Source organism: Paraburkholderia sp. RL18-085-BIA-A, from assembly GCF_046027075.1.
Classification (GTDB): domain Bacteria; phylum Pseudomonadota; class Gammaproteobacteria; order Burkholderiales; family Burkholderiaceae; genus Paraburkholderia.
In genome coordinates, this window is sequence record NZ_JARESU010000003.1 from 131,738 (window position 1) to 150,046 (window position 18,309).

At 64.8% G+C, this 18,309-nt stretch carries 21 protein-coding genes and 1 pseudogene; 9 read left to right on the top strand and 13 right to left on the bottom strand.

Going from position 1 to position 18,309, the window contains the following annotated elements; all coding sequences use genetic code 11:
• Positions 1-7 precede the first annotated feature (7 nt).
• Positions 8-670, bottom strand: coding sequence for a DUF1345 domain-containing protein (locus P0D89_RS03065; RefSeq protein WP_408358280.1), 663 nt, complete (start codon positions 668-670; stop codon positions 8-10).
• Positions 671-1,045: 375 nt separating this feature from the next.
• On the opposite strand from P0D89_RS03065, the gene P0D89_RS03070 reads away from it, so the two are divergent.
• The 4 genes from P0D89_RS03070 (at position 1,046) to P0D89_RS03085 (ending at position 6,046) form a co-directional block, all read left to right on the top strand.
• Positions 1,046-1,672, top strand: coding sequence for a sugar dehydrogenase complex small subunit (locus P0D89_RS03070; RefSeq protein WP_408358279.1), 627 nt, complete (start codon positions 1,046-1,048; stop codon positions 1,670-1,672).
• Positions 1,673-2,081: 409 nt separating this feature from the next.
• Positions 2,082-3,683 carry a GMC family oxidoreductase gene (locus P0D89_RS03075; protein WP_408358278.1) on the top strand — a complete coding sequence of 534 codons (1,602 nt, stop codon included), beginning with the start codon at positions 2,082-2,084 and terminating at the stop codon, positions 3,681-3,683.
• 20 nt (positions 3,684-3,703) lie between these two features.
• Positions 3,704-5,122 carry a c-type cytochrome gene (locus P0D89_RS03080; protein ID WP_408358277.1) on the top strand — a complete coding sequence of 473 codons (1,419 nt, stop codon included), beginning with the start codon at positions 3,704-3,706 and terminating at the stop codon, positions 5,120-5,122.
• Between the two features lie 186 nt (positions 5,123-5,308).
• A complete protein-coding gene (locus tag P0D89_RS03085; protein WP_408358276.1) occupies positions 5,309-6,046 on the top strand; it encodes a metallophosphoesterase in 738 nt (245 codons plus the stop codon).
• 58 nt (positions 6,047-6,104) lie between these two features.
• Here the strand turns inward: P0D89_RS03085 and P0D89_RS03090 are convergent, their stop codons facing one another.
• On the bottom strand, positions 6,105-6,806 hold the full coding sequence (locus tag P0D89_RS03090; RefSeq protein WP_408358275.1) for an RES family NAD+ phosphorylase: 702 nt from the start codon (positions 6,804-6,806) through the stop codon (positions 6,105-6,107).
• Positions 6,803-7,240: an MbcA/ParS/Xre antitoxin family protein gene (locus P0D89_RS03095; protein WP_408358274.1), complete on the bottom strand. Its 438-nt coding sequence runs from the start codon at positions 7,238-7,240 to the stop codon at positions 6,803-6,805. Before P0D89_RS03095 ends, P0D89_RS03090 begins: the two co-directional genes overlap by 4 nt.
• A 112-nt stretch (positions 7,241-7,352) precedes the next feature.
• On the opposite strand from P0D89_RS03095, the gene P0D89_RS03100 reads away from it, so the two are divergent.
• The gene (locus P0D89_RS03100; RefSeq protein WP_408358273.1) at positions 7,353-7,943 is read left to right on the top strand and encodes a hypothetical protein; all 591 of its coding nucleotides are present in this window, start codon (positions 7,353-7,355) and stop codon (positions 7,941-7,943) included.
• A 183-nt stretch (positions 7,944-8,126) separates the two neighbouring features.
• Here the strand turns inward: P0D89_RS03100 and P0D89_RS03105 are convergent, their stop codons facing one another.
• Positions 8,127-8,978: a LysR family transcriptional regulator gene (locus P0D89_RS03105; protein ID WP_408358272.1), complete on the bottom strand. Its 852-nt coding sequence runs from the start codon at positions 8,976-8,978 to the stop codon at positions 8,127-8,129.
• A 100-nt stretch (positions 8,979-9,078) separates the two neighbouring features.
• On the opposite strand from P0D89_RS03105, the gene P0D89_RS03110 reads away from it, so the two are divergent.
• Positions 9,079-9,462, top strand: coding sequence for a tautomerase family protein (locus tag P0D89_RS03110; RefSeq protein WP_408358271.1), 384 nt, complete (start codon positions 9,079-9,081; stop codon positions 9,460-9,462).
• Positions 9,463-9,562: 100 nt separating this feature from the next.
• Here the strand turns inward: P0D89_RS03110 and P0D89_RS03115 are convergent.
• Positions 9,563-9,634: pseudogene (locus tag P0D89_RS03115) on the bottom strand (SDR family oxidoreductase); the annotation flags it as partial.
• 103 nt (positions 9,635-9,737) lie between these two features.
• Here P0D89_RS03115 and P0D89_RS03120 point away from each other — a divergent pair.
• A complete protein-coding gene (locus P0D89_RS03120) occupies positions 9,738-10,574 on the top strand; it encodes a TOBE domain-containing protein (protein WP_408358270.1) in 837 nt (278 codons plus the stop codon).
• A 60-nt stretch (positions 10,575-10,634) separates the two neighbouring features.
• On the opposite strand, the gene P0D89_RS03125 is transcribed toward P0D89_RS03120, so the two are convergent.
• The 4 genes from P0D89_RS03125 to P0D89_RS03140 form a co-directional block, all read right to left on the bottom strand.
• Positions 10,635-11,336 carry an ATP-binding cassette domain-containing protein gene (locus P0D89_RS03125; RefSeq protein ID WP_408358269.1) on the bottom strand — a complete coding sequence of 234 codons (702 nt, stop codon included), beginning with the start codon at positions 11,334-11,336 and terminating at the stop codon, positions 10,635-10,637.
• A gap of 1 nt (position 11,337) precedes the next feature.
• Positions 11,338-12,012 carry a molybdate ABC transporter permease subunit gene (gene modB / locus P0D89_RS03130; protein ID WP_408376077.1) on the bottom strand — a complete coding sequence of 225 codons (675 nt, stop codon included), beginning with the start codon at positions 12,010-12,012 and terminating at the stop codon, positions 11,338-11,340.
• A 33-nt stretch (positions 12,013-12,045) separates the two neighbouring features.
• Positions 12,046-12,819 (bottom strand): molybdate ABC transporter substrate-binding protein, encoded by a 774-nt coding sequence (modA, locus tag P0D89_RS03135; RefSeq protein WP_408358267.1) that lies wholly within the window; start codon positions 12,817-12,819, stop codon positions 12,046-12,048.
• Between the two features lie 133 nt (positions 12,820-12,952).
• Positions 12,953-13,657, bottom strand: coding sequence for a phosphatase PAP2 family protein (locus P0D89_RS03140; RefSeq protein WP_408358266.1), 705 nt, complete (start codon positions 13,655-13,657; stop codon positions 12,953-12,955).
• Positions 13,658-14,035: 378 nt separating this feature from the next.
• Here P0D89_RS03140 and P0D89_RS03145 point away from each other — a divergent pair, with 378 nt between their 5' ends.
• Positions 14,036-15,220: an extracellular catalytic domain type 1 short-chain-length polyhydroxyalkanoate depolymerase gene (locus P0D89_RS03145; protein ID WP_408358265.1), complete on the top strand. Its 1,185-nt coding sequence runs from the start codon at positions 14,036-14,038 to the stop codon at positions 15,218-15,220.
• Positions 15,221-15,339: 119 nt separating this feature from the next.
• Entirely contained in the window at positions 15,340-15,516 is a 177-nt protein-coding gene (locus tag P0D89_RS03150) for a DUF3563 family protein (RefSeq protein WP_408358264.1), read from the top strand.
• A 289-nt stretch (positions 15,517-15,805) separates the two neighbouring features.
• On the opposite strand, the gene P0D89_RS03155 is transcribed toward P0D89_RS03150, so the two are convergent.
• From P0D89_RS03155 to P0D89_RS03170, 4 genes are all read right to left on the bottom strand, one after another.
• Complete coding sequence (locus P0D89_RS03155; RefSeq protein WP_408376080.1) at positions 15,806-15,979, bottom strand: tryptophan-rich sensory protein; 174 nt, start codon at positions 15,977-15,979, stop codon at positions 15,806-15,808.
• Positions 15,898-16,068 (bottom strand): tryptophan-rich sensory protein, encoded by a 171-nt coding sequence (locus P0D89_RS03160; protein WP_408358263.1) that lies wholly within the window; start codon positions 16,066-16,068, stop codon positions 15,898-15,900. The genes P0D89_RS03155 and P0D89_RS03160 overlap by 82 nt, the downstream gene beginning before the upstream one ends.
• Before the next feature lie 55 nt (positions 16,069-16,123).
• Positions 16,124-17,623 carry a cryptochrome/photolyase family protein gene (locus P0D89_RS03165; RefSeq protein WP_408358262.1) on the bottom strand — a complete coding sequence of 500 codons (1,500 nt, stop codon included), beginning with the start codon at positions 17,621-17,623 and terminating at the stop codon, positions 16,124-16,126.
• Positions 17,624-17,844: 221 nt separating this feature from the next.
• The gene (locus tag P0D89_RS03170) at positions 17,845-18,264 is read right to left on the bottom strand and encodes an organic hydroperoxide resistance protein (RefSeq protein ID WP_408358261.1); all 420 of its coding nucleotides are present in this window, start codon (positions 18,262-18,264) and stop codon (positions 17,845-17,847) included.
• Between the last annotated feature and the right edge of the window lie 45 nt (positions 18,265-18,309).

Here is an 18,309-nt window from a genome sequence, read left to right on the forward strand (position 1 = left end):
GGTAGCGTTATGACCCCAGCAGGCCTGCTGCGATGTTCACGCACAAGCCCAAGACGGCGACGTTGAAGTAAAACGACAGAATGGACTGCGCGAGCGCGGCGCGGCGAATCGTTCGCGAGCGCAATACCACATCCGAGGTTTGCGAAGCCACCGCGATGGTAAACGAGAAATACAGGAAGTCCCAGTAGTTCGGTTGGAGCTTGTGGTCGGGAAACAGCAGTGCGGTCTCTTTGGCGTCGGCGTCGTAGTAGAGCCGCGCGTAGTGCAGCGTGAAGATGGTCGGAATCAGAAACCATGCGCCGATCAGCGTGAGACCGGTCAGCAGGTAGTGCCATGCGCTCGACGCCCCAGCGGTTCCTTTCGCCGATGCCAGTTCCAGCACGATCGCGGCGACGCTTGCGATGGTCGCGACACAGATCACGAAGAGCACGACGCCCGCGTTTTCGTCGTCACGTCGCGCGTATTCGCGGACCCGGTTTTCGTCAGCGACGGCCATGTGCACCCAGATCATCAACAGGTAGCTCCAGATGGCGGCGTCCCAGCCGATCAGCGCGCGCGCCGTCGCGCTGATTTGCCCGGGCACCAGCAGCGTGACCGCGCTGCCGATGATGAGGCCGAGCACCGTGCGTGGCCGATTGCGAAGAACCTGCGGATAGAATTTCGTGAGCATGGAATCGGGAGTGAGCGTGGAGTGGGCGCCATCCGTGTCGCGGATTCTACTCGCGCTTCGGTGAGCATTTGTCGAATCGGCGAATCACAAGCTATAGTCTTTCGCAGCGGGCTTGCGCGCCGCTTTCAGTTGAAAGGCGATTGGCAGGCAACGGGCCGTCGGCCTGCGCATTGCGCTGTAAAGGCCATCGCAAGGCAATGATCGGCAAGCTGTAATGCGGCTCGCATCGACAGCAGGCGCACACTGCGCATTGCGCGCATAAGGCCGCTCGAGCGGCGTCAGACCAGGTTTGGGAAAGAGCAATCGAAGCAGCGCGTACAGCGTCACGCCAGCGCGGCGCTGCTGGTTGAGAATGACTCACCATCTGGAGTCCCCATGACAGAGGTTCCCGACGACCACGTTGCGCACCGCGCAGTGACGCATCCGGCCGGATTGCTGTCATCCGCTTCGCCTTCATCGCAGTCTTCACGTTCCGCCACGTTTTCAGCTTCGCGCAGAGCATGGGTGCTCGGCGCGTGCGCCGCCGCCGCGGCGCTCGCGTTTGCCGGCGCTGGCCGACCGCTCTCGTGGATCGCCCCGGCCTTCGCCGACGCGCCGCCCGCAGGCGGTGGACTCGACGCCTTCCTCGCGCTCTCGCAGCGTCTCACCGGCCGCAGCGGCTTCGACGCCGTTCTCGGCAAACGCGTGTACGACGCCCTCGCCAGATCCGACAGCCAGTTCACGCAGAATGTCGCCGCGCTCAACACGTGGCTGCAAGGCCATGGCGGCGTGCCGTCCGATACCGTCACGCAGGCTTTGCAGGCCGAGCAGCCGGCGCTCGCGAAAGCCGTGAGCGCGATCATGCGCGCGTGGTATCTCGGCCTCGTCGGCGACATGCCGCATGTGGACGTGGTCGCGTATGAAAAAGCGTTGATGTTCGAACCCGTCAAGGACGTGCTGACCGTTCCGTCCTATTGCCGCGACGTGCCGTTTTTCTGGACGCACAAGCCGTTGAGCGCCTGAACGATCCTCTCGCGCGTGCCGCGTCGTCCAGTTTTGCCGTTCGACGTTGGGCCGCCACGCGATGTATCAAGCAACGATAAGCCAGCACGACCATCGTGTATGGGACCGGAGTGCGAAGCATGGGACCGGAGTAAGTGCTGAAACACTAACTCCGATCGACATAAGCGCTGAAGCACTAACTCTGGTCGACATACGGGTGCATGGGACCGGAGTGCGAAGCATGGGACCGGAGTAAGTGCTGAAGCACTAACTCCGATCGACATAAGCGCTGAGGCGCTAACTCCGGTCGACATACGCGTGCACGGGACCGGAGTAAGCGCTGAAGCGCTAACTCCGGTCGACATACGCGTGCATGGGACCGGAGTAAGTGCTGAAGCACTAACTCCGGTCGACACAGAAGAGGGCAGCCATGGCAAACACAAATTCGGCCGATGTCGTGGTGGTCGGCTCGGGCGTCGCGGGCGGACTGGTCGCGCATCAGTTGGCGCTGGCCGGCGCGTCGGTGATCCTGCTCGAAGCCGGGCCGCGCATCCCGCGCTGGCAGATCGTCGAGAACTTCCGCAATTCCCCCGCCAAGGCGGATTTCGCGACGCCGTATCCGTCGACGCCTTATGCGCCTCATCCCGAGTACGCGCCCGCCAACAACTATCTGATCCAGAAGGGCGACTATCCGTACAACTCGCAATACGTGCGACTCGTGGGCGGCACGACATGGCACTGGGCCGCCGCCGCGTGGCGGCTGCTGCCGACGGACTTCCAGTTGCACAAACTGTACGGCGTGGGGCGCGACTGGCCGTATCCGTATGAGATGCTGGAGCCGTGGTATTCGGCGGCAGAAGTGCAACTCGGCGTATCAGGTCCGGACAGCTCCATCGATCTCGGTTCGCCCCGCTCGAAGCCTTATCCGATGAGCCAGTTGCCGCTGTCGTACATGGATCAGCGTTTCAGCGACGTGCTCAACGCGCAGGGCTTCAAGGTCGTGCCGGAGCCCGTGGCGCGCAACAGCCGCCCATACGACGCGCGGCCCACCTGCTGCGGCAACAACAATTGCATGCCGATCTGTCCGATCGCCGCGATGTACAACGGCGTCGTGCATGCGGAGAAGGCCGAGCAGGCTGGCGCGAAGCTGATCCCCGAAGCAGTGGTGTACCGCGTCGAAGCGGACAACAAAGGGCTCATCACGGCGGTCCACTATAAAGACCCGAACGGCAACAGCACGCGCGTGAGCGGCAAGCTGTTCGTGCTCGCCGCCAACGGTATCGAAACGCCGAAGCTGATGCTGATGTCGACCTCCGACAAATTCCCGCACGGCGTGGGCAACAGCTCCGATCAGGTGGGCCGCAATCTGATGGATCACCCCGGCACGGGCGTCACGTTTCTCGCCAACGAGCCGTTGTGGCCGGGCCGCGGGCCGATGGAGATGACGTCGATCGTCAACTTCCGCGACGGCGCGTTCCGCTCCGACTACGCGGCGAAGAAGCTGCATCTGTCGAACGGCGTGCCGACCATGGGCGTGACCGCCGATCTGCTGAAAAAAGGCCTCACCGGCGCGGAGCTCGACCGGCAGATTCGCGACCGCGCGGCGCGTACGCTGAACATCAACAGCTTCCACGAGCATCTGGCGGAGCCGCACAATCGCGTGGTGCCGTCGGCGGATCACAAGGACGCGCTCGGCATTCCACAGCCCGAGATCTATTACTCGATCAACGATTACGTGAAGAAGAGCGCCGCCGATACGCACGAACTGTATGCGCGAATCGCGGCGCTGTTCGGCGGCACGGAGGTCGCGTTCGACGACGCCTTCGCGCCCAACAATCACATCATGGGCACCACGATCATGGGCAGCGATCCGGCGGATTCGGTGGTGGATTCGGACTGCCGCACGCACGATCATTCGAATCTGTTCATTGCCAGCAGCGGCGTGATGCCGACGGCGGCCTCGGTGAATTGCACGCTGACGATCGCGGCCTTGTCGCTGAAACTGGCCGACAAGCTCAAGCGCGAAATCTGAGCCCCGAGCGGAGAGCCACCATGAAGAAGAACACCTCTCGCGTGCCGCCGGAAATCGCGCTGGTGCAGACCAGGCGCCGCCGCATCGGGGTTGCGGCGCTGGCGGCAGCGTTCTCGCTGGCCGCGCTGTATGTCGCCTGGCATGAGGCGAACGGACCGGGCGCCCGACCCACTGACGAACTACCGATCACGCAAGCCCGCGCCGACTCTGCGTCGAAACCGGCCGACGCCGCGGCAATGCCGGCCGGCGCCAGCGGCAACACTCTGGTCAAGCGCGGCGAGTACCTCGCGCGAGTCGGCGATTGCGCCGCCTGCCACACCGCGGACAAGTCGCGTCCGTTCGCGGGCGGGCTGCCGATCGACACGCCGTTCGGCACCATCGTGACGCCGAACATCACGCCCGATCCGGATACCGGTATCGGCCAATGGAGCGACGCCGATTTTCTGCGCGCGATGCACGAGGGCATCGGCAAAGGCGGCGAGCGGCTCTACCCGGCCTTTCCGTACGCGGAGTACACGCGCGTCACCGAGCAGGACTTGCTCGCCATTCGGGCGTACCTGAACACGCTCACGCCGATCCACTACACGCCGCCGGCCAACAGCCTGAAATTCCCGTTCAACCAGCGCTGGCTGATGGTGTTGTGGAACCTGTTCAATTTCACTGAAGGCCGCTTCGTTCCCGATCCGAAGCAAAGCGCCGAATGGAATCGCGGCGCGTATCTGGTGACGGGACTCGCCCATTGCGAGGAGTGCCATACGCCGCGCAATTTCATGCAGGGCTTGAAGTCGAGCGCGCGTTTCTCCGGCGCGGTGCAGGCCGGCTGGCATGCGTTCAACATCACGCCGGACAAGATCAGCGGCGTGGGCGACTGGCGCGATGACGAGCTTGTCGCGTATCTGGCGACTGGCGCGGCGGCGGGCCGCGCGAATGCGGCCGGTCCGATGGGCGAAGTGGTCGCCGACAGCACGCAGTACATGGCGCCGTTCGATCTGCGTTCGATCGTCACGTATCTGCGCACGGTGCCGCCGGTCAGCGGCGGCGAGTCGCGCCCGCGCCATCAGTGGGGCAATCCCGCCGACGACGTGACCGCGCTGCGCGGCACCGCGATCAGCGGGGTGAACGGCGCGCAGCTTTTTGTGGCCAATTGCGCGACCTGCCATAGCTGGACGGGCCAGGGTGTGGGCGCGAGCGCGCCGGGCGCGTATCCGTCGCTGATCCACAATTCGACGGTCGGCGCGAGCGACGTCAGCAATCTGGCGCTGGTGATTCTGCACGGCGTAAGCCGCACGACCGCGCATGCGGACGTGCTGATGCCCGCATTCGGCAGCCAGCTCACCGACGAGCAGGTGGCCGCCATCACCAACTATGTGACCCGCCAGTTCGGCAATCCGCAGTCGACGGTGACGGCCGAGCAGGTCGGCAAGCTGCGCACGCCGTAGCCAGCGCCGCTGCGCACGCTGCTGCGCACGCAGCAATAGTCATCGCGAAGGCGATGTGTTTCTGGTAAAGGAATCCGCGAAACACACCGGTTTTGCGTAGTTTTGCGTCGTTTTTGCGCTGCAAAACGCCAGGATACGATAGGCACCGCGCATACGCACCCGCGGACGCAGCATTATCATGAGTAAATGGCTTCCGTACTCGTTAACCCCGTCCAACATCATGCAGCCAATGCGAGCGGCCGCGACTTCGTGGTCGGCGATCTGCACGGCTGCGTCGATGCATTGCGCTATCTGCTGCGCCTGATCGCGTTCGACCCGGTGCGCGACCGGCTTTTTTCGGTCGGCGATCTGGTCGATCGCGGCGAGCATTCCGAGCAGGCGCTGGCGCTGCTCGACAGGCCGTGGTTCTTCCCCGTGCTCGGCAACCACGAAGACACGCTGTGCGCGGTCGCCGACGGACGTTTGCGGCGTGAATGGTGGTTCGGGATTGGCGGCGCATGGGCCGTGAACGTGCCGGACGAACGCTTGCAGCACTACGCGGAACATCTGCGGACATTGCCGCTCGCGCGAGTGGTCGGCAGCGGGAAAGAGCGCTTCAACGTTCTGCATGCCGAATTTTTCGGCACCGACGCCGATCTCGACGCCGGCAACTTCTCGTTCGAAACCCGTGAGCGGATGCTCTGGGGACGCGACCTGGCGGTGGGCAACTACGATCCGGCGCGGCAACGCGGGCTTTCGCTGACCTATTGCGGCCACACGCCGATGCGCGACATCAAGCAGATCGGTTCGCAGGTGTTCATCGACACCGGCGCGTTCGGCCCCGGCGGCAAGCTGACGATCGTGCAGCCTGAGGCCTTGCTGCGCTGGTCGATTTCGGTCGAGGAGGCGCGTGCCGAAGGAGCGGCGGCGCTGGCTTTACCCTGAGCGCGCCCGTCGCCGCACCTGTTGCCGCGCCTGCCGCCGCGCCCGTTCATCATGTTCATCAGCCGACCTGGCTGAGTTCGAACACCATGTCCACGCTCGTGCCATTCCAGTTGTATTCCAGATACGCCGCGTGGTGGCAATCGCGCAGCAACGTGGTGCGGAACGCCGCGAGACATTCGCCTCCGGTATCGCGCACCGACGGATACGCGATGCCCGGCGCACCCGCCTCGCGCACCGCGCGGCCTAGCGATTGACCCGCCAGATAATCGTCCGGCGACAGCACGGCGAGATCGAGTGAAGGGTCGTCACGCAGATCGACCACATTGCCTTGCGCGGCCACCGTGTAGAGACGCATTTGTTGGCGCATAGGCGGCTCGGCGGTCGCTTCCAGAAATTTCCCGGTGTGATAACGCGTCTCGGCAATCGCGGTGCCGCGCGAGCGGGCGCAATAGAACACGCCGTAAGTGCCGTCGGAAAAGCGGCTGCCGAGCGGATTCAGATGCGTCAGCGCGGCCATGATCGGTCCGTAGCCTGGGCCGAAGCGGCGCTCGTCGCGCGGCACCAGATCGAGTTCGCCAATTTCGGTGCGCAGCCGGTCGTTGGTCATGGCTTCGAGCGCGTATAGCGCGTCGAAGTCTTCTGGCGAAGCGACCCGGTCGAACAGATTGATGGCCGGGAAGCGTGTAGGAATCACGCGATACGCGGGCGACCAGTCGAGCGGCGCGGTGGGCCAGCGGTCCTGCCAATGCGGTTGTGTCACGCCCACCCGCCTCGCATCGCGTCGAGATACTGGCGCACGGCCACGAGGTCGCTGATGTTGCCGGCCAGCATGCGGTCCAGCGCGCGGCGGCCGCCGAATGGCGGCGCGCTGTTGGGGCGCTTGATCCAGGTGTCGGCGGCGTTGGGCTGCGGCAGCAGAATCTGCAACGCCTTGTAAATGCCGAGCAGCAGCGACAGGCGCTCGAGCGTGTCACGCCCGAGGCGGGCCGCTTCAGGCGTCTGCTTCCACTTGAAGAAGGTGGAGCGGCCCGGTGAGCCGAGCAGCACGATCTGCTCGTCGGCGTTCAGGTCCCAGTCGTGCGCGATTTTGAAGAACGCGCGCAACCCCGCCGCGGACATCTCCGAAACCGTAGGTTCCGAAATCGGCCGGCGAATCGGCGCTTCGGGCGGGATGAGGCGGGCAGCGTGAGCCATGAGTGGGTAAGTCCCTATGTGTACTTAAAAATGATATTAGTCTAAATATGGATTTTTGCAAGAGAATATAATCCCGGCTCGTTATGCAGTCGAAGATCAGGAGAAGCCGGAGATGTGGATTCGAGTAGTGGCAGCGGCGCTTGCCGTGTGGTGTGTGTCGGAAGCGGCGATGGCGGCGGGTTATGCGGAAGTCTGGAATCCGCCCGAAGCGAGCGGGCATGTGGCGAAGCATGCAGCGAAGAAGCCGGGCCCTAATGTTAAGGCCGGATCGAAGTCGGAGTCGAAGCAGGCCGCAAACGCTCGGCACGGCGCGCCGCGAGTGGCGTCGGCGACGGCAGCGGGGCATGGCAGCAAATTGGCCGCTCATGGCGGCGTGAAGAAGGTCGCTGCGAAGAGTGGCGCGACGCACGGCGCCAAGGCGCCGGCTGCAGGCAAGCCCAAGGCGAAAGCCGCCGTCATGGCACAGGGCGGGAAGCCGCATGCGCAGCTTGTCCGGGCCAAACCGGGGCAAGGCAAGGTTGTGCACGCTAACCTGGTCCAGCCACGCACGGCTCGTCCGCAGGTGGCCAAGGTCGCGGCGAGACCGGCGGTGTCCAGCACGAATGCGTCGGCCATGTCCGCAAACGTTGGCGCCGGTTCGGCCGACGCAGCCACTAATCCGGCCACTGCCAGCAGCGGCTCGCTGCCGCCGATCATCCACTGAACCGGGTTCGCGCAGCGTGTTGGCATCGGCGTTTGCTGCGCGGCGGCCTTACTGTTGTGAGGCACGGCCTGACAATGGGTGCGGACAGTCTTTCTTCGAGACTTAGCTACTGGATCTCCCGCCGGCCTAATTCTTTAACCAGGCGGAAAGGCCGTGCGCGTCATCCACCGAAGCGCGGTCTTGTCATTGCGTGGCCAACCCATTCGCCACCAACCGCAACGTCTCCATCGAGCGCGGATCCCTCACCCGCGAATGCAGCGTCACACGCGACTCCGGCAGCGCCGGCAAGCCCAGCCGCGCGCCAACATCGAGCAAGCCGCGCGGCGCGACCCTGCGCGCCAGCGGCGACACGGCCAGCCCCGCCGCGACCGCCGCGCCGACGGCAGCCACGCCGCCGCCGACGAACACCTCCTGCCACGCAATCCCCGCTTCCGTCAGCGTGCGCAGCGCCACGTCGCGAACGTTGCACGGCGGACTCAGCAGCGCCAGCGCCAGCGGCTCGCCGACCCTCGGCAACCACGCCGGCGTCGCCAGCCAGCCGAGCGGTTCGCTGAACAGCACTTGCGCGTCGTCGCGCGGCGGTTCGTCGGCGCCATAGCGGATGATCACCGCGTCGAACCGGCGCTCGTCGAATTGCGCGAGCAGCGCCGCCGACGTCCCCATGTGCAATTCGATCACCAAACCAGGATCGTGCGCGTTGAGCCGGCCGAGCAGCTGCGGCAAATCGGGCCCCGCGACATGCTCGCTGAGCCCCAGCACGAGCCGCCGCCGCTCCACTGACAGTGAACCCAGCGCGCGCTCGTGCGCGTTCAGCAACTCGCGTGCGGCGCCGAGAAATGCAGTGCCGTCGATGGAAAGACGCACGACGCGCGGCGTGCGCTCCAGCAACTGTTTGCCCAGATGCGCTTCCAGCCGCTTGAGTTTCAGGCTGACGGCCGATTGCGTGGTATCGAGCGCGTCCGCGGCGCGCGTGAAACTGTGCAGGTCGGCAACCAGCACGAAGGCCCGCACCGCATCGAGATCGAGGACTTTCATTTCATTTGAATATAGATGAAATATCGGGTGATATGTGTTTATTATGAATGAGAGAGCCTATGCTGGGGTTGTCTAATCACCGCAACGAAGGAGTTTCATCATGCCGCTCACCCGAATCGCATTGCGCGCCGGCAAGCCGACCGAATACCGGAAGGCGCTGACCGATAGCATCCAGCGCTCGCTGGTGGACACGTTCAACGTGCCGAAGGACGACCAGTTCGTGCTGATCACCGAGCACGAGGCCGGCAATCTGATCTACGACAGGCAGTACCTGAACATCGAGCGCAGCGACGATTTCGTCGTGATCCAGCTCACGGTGAGCAATACGCGCACGATCGACCAGAAGAAGGCGCTGTATCTGCGGATCGTCGACGAACTGGCGAAGTCGCCGGGGCTGCGACGAGAGGATGTATTCATCAGTCTCGTCGAGGTGGAGAAGGAGAACTGGTCGTTCGGCAACGGGATTGCGCAGTACGCGGTGTGAACGCCGCGACGGTAAAGTGGTCTGCTAACGAAACGGCGGGGCGAGCATCGACAATCGTCGCCCGCCGCCGCCCTCAGTTCCTCAGAAAAGCACCCTTCCGTCACGCAATCGTATCGATCACTCCGCCGTCCACGTGCAGCGCCGCGCCCGTGGTCGCCGAGGCCTGCGGCGAGCTTCGCATCCGCCGGCGCGCGGCGGATGCGCGCCCGGTGGCTCGCGTGCGCGTCGTTATAATGGTTCGCTGTCCTTTCCTGGAGCTTCGAGCGCTTCTCGCCATGACATCCGAACACATCGATCCTCACAACGAATCCCTCGAACTCGGCGGCTCCGTCTGGTTCCAGGCCGGCGCGCAGACGCTTGGCGGCGCGTCGCGGATCGCGCTGCTCGCGGCGATCGGCGAAACCGGCTCGATTACCAGCGCGGCGAAAGCGGTCGGCATGAGCTACAAAGGCGCGTGGGACGCCGTCGACACGATGAACAACCTCGCCGGCGAGCCGCTCGTCGTGCGCCTGACCGGCGGCAAAGGCGGTGGCGGCACCACGCTCACGACGCGCGCGGTGAAGCTGATCGAGACGTTTCGCGCGGTCGAGCGCGAGCATCGGCGTTTTCTCGAACGTGCGGGCGCGGCAATCGAAGGTTTCGCGACGGATTGGGATCTGATCGGCCGCATCGGCGTAAAGACCAGCGCGCGCAACCAGTTCTACGGCACGGTGTCGTCGATCACGCGCGGCACGGTCAACGACGAAGTTTCGCTGACACTGCCCGGTGGTCACATGATCGTCGCCGTGCTCACGCATGAGAGCACCGAGACGCTGGGCCTGGTCGAAGGCGTGGCGGCGTTCGCGTTGATCAAGGCATCGTGGGTCGTGCTGCTCGTCGAGGACGCAAGCGGCGCGCCGCTCAGGCTGTCGGCGCGCAATCAGTTGCGCGGTACCGTGCAGAGCGTGAAGCGCGGCGCGGTGAATGCCGAGGTATCGCTGGCGCTCGCAGGCGGCGCGGTCGTGACTGCGGTCATCACCAATGAGAGCGTCGATGCGCTCGGTCTCGTGGAAGGCTCGAACGCGGTCGCGGCGTTCAAGGCATCGAGCGTGATACTCGGAGTGAAGGACTGAGCGCTGGGCAGACGCCAGCGGTGTAAGTGGCCGCCAACCAGCGCCGCGCGCCTGTCCAGGTCAGGGCGCGCTCGGCGCGTAGCCGGCGAACGGCTGATGCTCGCGCACGCAGCCATCGCTGACTTGCACGACCTGATCGCCGAACGCGGCGACATCCTCTGGATCGTGCGTGATCAACACCATCGGAATATCGAGCCGCGTTTGCAGCTCCGACAGCTCGTTGCGCATGCGCTGGCGCAACGCGCTATCGAGTGCGGAAAAGGGTTCGTCCAGCAACAGCAGGCGAGGTTGCGCGACGAGTGCCCGCGCCAGCGCCACGCGCTGCTTCTGTCCGCCCGACAACTGCACCGGATGATTGCCCGCGACGTTCTTCAGTTCCAGCGCGTCGAGCCAGTAGTCGACTTGCGGATGCGCATGCCGTGCGCGCGGATTGAGCCAACCCCGCTGCAAGCCGAAGCCGATGTTTTGCCGCACGTTCAGATGCGGAAACAGCGCGTAGTCCTGAAACAGGTAGGCGATCTTGCGCGCCTGCGGTTTCAGATCGACGCCGCGCGCGCTGTCGAACAGCGCGTCGCCATGCAGCGTGATCGCGCCTTCGTCGGGGCGCAAGAGGCCGGCGATCGCCTGCAAGGTCAGGCTCTTGCCCGCGCCTGACGGTCCGAACAGCACGACGCGCGGCGTGGCCGCCCTGAACGACACGTCGAGCGTGAAGCGGCGCTCGGCGCTCTCGAAGGTCTTGCGGATGTCGACGGCTAGCGGCATCTCAGCGCGAACTCAGGAGCGTGTGCTGCGGCACCAGACGGCCCGCGAGCAGCAGGATCACGACGCACGTCACCGAGGTCACGAGTACCAGGAAATTCGCGGTGCTGTCATCTCCGGCCTGCACGGCCGCGTAGACCGCCACCGAGAGCGTCTGCGTGCGGCCCGGCAGGTTGCCCGCGATCATCAGCGTCGCGCCGAATTCGCCGAGCGCTCGCGCGAACGCCAGCAGGCCACCGGCGAGAATGCCACGCGTGGCGAGCGGCAGGGTCACGCGAAAGAACACCGCCGTTTCGCTGACGCCGAGCGTGCGTGCGGCCCGCTCCAGTTGCGGATCGACGGATTCGAATGCGGCGCGCGCCGATTTCAGCACCAACGGAAACGCCACCACCGTCGACGCGATCACCGCGCCCTGCCACGTGAACACCAGCTGGATATCGAAGCGGTCGAGCCACGCGCCGATCACGCCGCGCCGCCCCAGCAGCACGAGCAGGTAGTAGCCGAGGACCGTGGGCGGCAGCACGAGCGGCAGCATCAGCATCGAATCGATCACGTCGCGCGCGCCGGAGCGCCAGCGCGACAAACCGAAGCCCGCCGCGACACCGAACACCAGATTGAGCGCAGTGGCCCAGCCCGCCACTTTCAACGACAGCAGGAGCGGAATCCAGGCCTGTTGCATGAGCTTGCGCGATCCCGATGAGGTTAATGCGCGTTATTGCGCGGGCCTGAAGCCGTACTTCGCGAGCACCGCTTGGCCAGCCGGCGACAGCACGAAGTTCATGAACGCCTGGGCGTCGGCGGCGTGACGGCTGCCTTCGACCTGCGCGATCGGATAGGTGATCGGCGTTTGCGTCGGCACGTTCAGCGCGACCTTGACCTTGTCCGGCATGATCGCGGCGTCGGTGCTGAACACGAAGCCGGCGTCGACCTCGCCGCGCGCCACGTAGTCGAGGCTCTGACGCACGTTCGACGCCAGCACGGCCTTCGCGCTGACCGCGTCCCACACGCCGGCGGCCTGCAGCGCGCCCTGCGTATACCGGCCGACCGGCACCGAAGCCGGATCGCCGAACGCGACCCGTTTCACGTTCGCCGACGTCAGATCGCCCAGTCCTGTCGGCGCGAAATGGCTGTCGGCAGGCACGATCAGCACCAGCGAATTGGCGGCGAAGTCGCGGCGCGAGGCCGGCACGATTACCTTCTCGGCGACGGCTTTGTCCATCGCCTTCTGATCCGCGGACGCGAACACATCGGCGGGCGCGCCTTTGACGATTTGCTGCATCAGCACGTCGGAGGCGCCGAAATTCAGCAGAACCTTGGTGCCCGGATGCTGCTGCTCGAAGACTTCGCTGACTGCCTTGAACGCGTTGGTCAGGCTGGCGGCGGCGGAGACTACGAGTTCGTCGGCGCGCGCATTCACGCTGACGGCGACGGATAGCGCGCCGACGACGCACAGCGCGCGTTTCAGAAGGCGGCGGGAGAGGGTCATGAGGGTCTGGATGGCCGGCGTAGACCGGCACGGCGAGTTAAAACGCCTATCGTAATATATGAAAGGATATAACGATACTCATGATAATAATTCAGCCACGCTTATGAAGCGTTTGCGAAGCAGCGGGAACGCGTCAGACTTTGGACGTTTGCGGCGGCGCGAGCGTATTGAGCGTCTGCGAGAGCGGCGTGGCCGCGGACGGGCGGACATCGCGCACCGCCTTCCACTTCGCGCGGATGAATGGCCTGTCGTGACCGGACACCTTCAACGCGATATGCGTGACCCAGCGCTGGGTCGGCACGTGCACGCCGTGCATCAACACGGCGAGAACCAGCATGCTGACGGCGACGGGCAATGCCGACAGACGGCCCGGCTCGGTATTCCACGCCATCCGCACGAACAGCAATGCGGCGAGCGCACCGGTCAGGCAGCCGGTGACGGCCTCGGACGGTGAGTGAGCGCTCAGCACGACGCGCGACAAGCCCACGGCGATACCCGCAGCCAGCCCGAGCAAAACGCCGAGCAGACGAATCGCCGGACGCGCCGGCAGCAGCATCAGGAACAAAGCGACCGGATAGACGGCGGTAGACAGCATGGCATGGCCACTGACGCCGGTGAAATCCAGTTCGCGCACGCCGACACCCCAGCCGAGGAACGCCAGCTTGGTCACGGTGACGACGCCGATGGCGGCGCCGAGCAGCAGCAGCCAGCCTGCCGCCATGCGCCACGTGTAGCCGAGCGCCAGCCAAAGGGCGATGGCGAACGCGAGCGGCAGCGTCATGCCGGCCCCGCCGAGACTGGTGATCGAATACCACAGGTGAAGAGGTAAATCGGGCATGGCAGGAGTGAGTGCGACCCAGGCCGCGTAGCATCAGGTTGGTGAAGAAATCAACGCGCGCACGGCGCGAGGCGTCGACGCGGCGCAGGCACGCGCATCCATTGATTCAACCGCCAGTATAGACGGGTGTGGCACCGCGGTCTCGCCGCGCGCGGCGCAGCTTGGCCGCCGAGCCGGACATCAGACGTTGGCCCGCGAACGAACTTGCAGCGGTTTGACGCCGCGGCGGCTCCGAGGTTCGCCAAGCGGAAATTTGAACTTGAGTGCCTCCCAGGACGTCAGCATCGCAGGCGGATTGATGTTATTGTGCATTGCACAAGAAACATCGTTGCCTTTTTATCGAACCGCCCCTGTCCCTTTTTGCGAGGTCATTCGCCAATGGCAAAAAGTCTATCGAAAATCTGGCTGCGCGGTCTGAAGCGACTGCTCGCCATTCAAACCGAGCACGCTAAAAAGACCACCAAGCGCGTCACGGCGCGGCCGGCGCGGGCCGCCACCACTAAGCCGTCCGCCAAGGTTCATCCGGTCAAGCCGACGGCTGCGCTGCGCACCCCTGCGAAGCGCGAGGTGCCGCGCGTCGCCGCCCGCGAGTCGCGGGTGCGCCCGCGCGCGTCGGCGTGGACGAACGGTTCGTGGACCCGCTCGTTCCATTCCGCGCCGGCGGCGCCGGGGCGGCTCGTCAATCATCTTCAATACGGGTTGTACGTCCCGTCGGGACATGCGCTCGAGGCGATGCCGCTGGTCGTGATGCTCCACGGTTGCACGCAATCGATCGACGAATTTGCCGAAGGCACGCGGATGAACGTGCTGGCGGATCGCTACGGTTTTGCGGTGGTTTATCCGGAGCAGTCGAAACATGCGCACTCGCACCGCTGTTGGCACTGGTACGACGCCGGCGAAACCGCCGGCGGGGCCGAGGCGCGCGCGGTGGTGTCGCTGGTCGATGCGCTGGTGGCGGAGCATGGATTCGACTCCGGGCGCGTGTATGTCGCCGGAATTTCCGCCGGGGCGGGTCTCACGGCGCTTCTGGCCATCAAATATCCAGGACACTTCGCCGCAGTCGCACTGCATTCCGGCCCTGCTCTGGGTGAAGCCCGCTCGGGCATTACCGCAATGGACGTGATGCGGCGCGGCGCTCGCCGCGAGCCGGTCGCGCTCGCCGACGAAGTGGTCGACGTGGCCAACTATCCCGGCATGCCGGCGCTCATCATCCACGGTGACGCCGACCACGTGGTCGCGCCGGTCAATGCGGACCAGCTGGCGGTGCAATTCCTCCGCCTGAACCGCATCGTCGACGCGAAAGGCGCGCGTAAATCCGGCGAAGTGCGGGAAGAGCGTAAGGGCGGTGTGGTGATGCGCGACCACGTGCGCAGCGGGCGGCGCGTGGTGCGTCTGTGCCGCGTGCAGGGGCTCGCCCATGCCTGGAGCGGCGGCGACGACGCCGTGCCGTTTCATTCCGCCAAAGGTCCGGACGCAAGCGCGATGGTGTGGGAATTCTTCAAGCATCAACGCCGCACCGACATGGGTCGGACCGCTGAAAGCGCCGCCGCCGCAGCCTCTTGAGGCGGACGGTGAGGTCGGAGCAACACTTCGAAATGAGTAGTGGCGCAATCCTAGGGTTTTCCCTATAATACGGGTTATCCCCTAGACGCTAATGCCTAAACTTATTGCCGAGGTTGATCATGTATCTGCTTAGCCGCCTGTTTCTGCTTTTGACCAAGTCGCCCGACCAACTCGCGAAAGAACGCGCTGACGCCTACCTGGCCGAGGCTACCGATCTGTACGATCTCGAATTCCGCATGCGCAAGCTGGACCGTGAAGTGAACGTCCGCCAACCGTCGTGGATGAGCCAGCACTAAGCTGAGCAGGCTGAAACATCGGCGCGTAGTGAAACGCCGGTGTTCGGGGCGAGACGCCCAAGCTGCCATTGAGTACTGCTCACGCTCGCTTCAGACAGCCGGATTCAATTGCCAGAGCGCGTGATTCAGCACTGCGCGAACGCCACCCAGGCGACATAGGGCACCAGCAGTCAGCCTGCCCAGCGGTCCCGCCGCCAGAATGCAAAAGTCGGCGCGACGGTCATAACCAGCAGGATGACGTATCGGCCAGCGCCATGCGAGGTCGATGCAGGCCGAAAAACAGCGACATTCACGCTGCGCTGAACAGTAACTGAACGACCCACAAGACGATCGCCACGCTCAGGCCTTCGCACGTCCAAACGCGCTGAGCGGAAATTGCCCTCAGCACATAAAGCACTGCCCAAGCCGGGGGAACACCCAGTTCGGCGGGTTGAACGCGGGCTTTTGCAGCGCCCCGTACCAGACATCTGGCCGAAACCGGCTCGCGGCGAACGCGGCGGCCGGCGTCAAAATCAGCAACACCAGCAGCGACGACAAACGGCGCACTTTCATATCCCTATTTCCTCCGACGCTTCCGACCAAATCAAGTAAGGACGTAAGCGAGCGCTCACTTGCCGAAACGAGCCAGCGTGCGTGCGCGTGCCTCGGCGTGGTCGACGATTGGCTCTGGATAGTCCCTACCCAACTCCACGCCGAATTCCGCGAGCCGCTGCGCGCCGGCCAGCCACGGCGCGTGAATCCATTTGGGCGGCAGCTTCGCAAGCCCGGGCAAATAGCGTTTGATGAAGCGGCCCTCAGGATCGAATTTCTCGGATTGCGTGATCGGGTTGAAGATCCGGAAATACGGCTGCGCATCGCATCCAGTCGACGCCGCCCACTGCCAGCCACCGTTATTCGCCGAGAAGTCGAAGTCGTTCAGTTGTTCGGCGAAGTAGCGCTCGCCGAGCCGCCAGTCCACGCCCAGATCCTTCACCAGAAAGCTCGCCGTCACCATCCGCAGACGGTTGTGCATGTAGCCGGTGCGATTCAGTTGCAGCATCGCGGCATCGACGAGCGGATAGCCGGTGCGGCCATCGCACCACGCGGCGAATGCCTCGTCGGCCTCCGGGCCTCGTTCCCAGCGCAGCCGGTCGTACTCTTCCTTGAACGACGCGCCGCTCGCGAGGCGCGGATGGTGCGCGAGGATCAAGAAGTAGAAATCCCGCCAGATCAGTTCCGACAGCCAGATGGCCGCGCCCTGTCCGTCCGCTTGCAACGACATCTCGTGGGCGAGGCGCGCGAGCGTGCGGATCGAAACCGTGCCAAAGCGTAGATGCATCGAAAGATAGCTCGGGCCCTTGGCGGCGGGGAAGTCGCGCCGCTCCGCGTAGCTGTCGATGCGGGTCGTGAAGTCGTCGAGCAGACGTTGCGCGCCGCTCATGCCCGTGGGCATCTCCAACTCCGCAAGGTTGCTCGGCGCGAAGCCGAGTTGATCGAGCGTCGGCAACTGGCGGTTCAGCTTCGGCGGCAGCGCCGCCAGATGCTTCGCGTAGGTTTCCACCGGATACGGCTTCAGATCGAAAGCCGTCGCGTGCTTGAGCCACGCGTTCTTGTACGGCGTGAACACGGTGAACGGCTTGCCCTGGCCGGTCAATATTTCGTCGCGTTCGAAAATCACCTGGTCCTTGAACGTCAGCCACTGGCGCCCGGCCTCGGTGAGACGCTCATGCACCGTCTCGTCGCGCTCGATCGAGACCGGCTCGTAATCGTGATTCGCGAATACCGCTTCGACGCCGAGTTCGGCGGCGAGCTTGGGCACGAGGTCGGCCGGATCGCCGTACAGCACGATCAGGCCGCCACCCTTCGCGCGAAATGCGTCGTCCAGTTCGCGTAGCGCCGCGAGAATGATTTCGATGCGGCGGTCCTGCACCTGCGTATCCGGATGGCGCGCCTGCCAGGCGTCGACGAGCGGTCCCAGGATCGTCGTATCGAACACGAACGTGCACCAGACGCGCTCGCAATGCTTGAGCGCGTAGTAGAGCGCGGCGTGGTCAGTGCTGCGCAGGTCACGGCGAAACCAGACCAGGCCGGTGTCGAAGGTGTCGTTCAGGCGTCGGACGCGTGTCATCGGGGTGGTCGGTCGGATGAGGGGTTTGCCACTGCAGGTTGCAAGCCGCAAGCGATGGCGGCGCGGACCGGTGCCGCAGATTGCGTGCCGCGTCCACAAATGCACGAGCGCCCGCCCCTATTGTGCAGGGTGCGGGCGCTGGTCGCGGCGAGCGGCGGTTCTGCCGCGCGCCGCCGCGGCGATTCATAGGCGCCTCATCAGCGCTTCATCGACACTGCCGCTTACGCAATCTGCAGCCGCACCGCGACGTTGTTGCGGGTAGCGTTCGAATACGGGCAGACCTGGTGCGCCGCGTCGACCAGTTCCTTGGCCGCGTCAGCGGGCAGGCCCGGCAGCGAGATGCGCAGGTCGATGTCGAGTGCGAAGCCGCCTTTGTCGTTCGGACCGATGCCCACTTCCGCGGTCACTTGCGTGTCGGACGGCAAAGCCTGCTTTTTCTGGCCGGCGACAAATTTCATTGCGCTCAGGAAACACGCCGAGTAGCCAGCCGCGAACAGCTGTTCCGGATTGGTGCCCGCTGCGCCGTTGCCGCCCAGTTCACGCGGCGCGGCCAGCTTGACGTCCAACGCATTGTCTGACGATACGGCATGGCCGTCGCGGCCACCGGTGCTCGTTGCGCTTGCTTTGTAGAGGATGTTCATGGCGAGGCTCCTTGTCTGGGTTGTCCTGGATCGACTGGGTTTGTC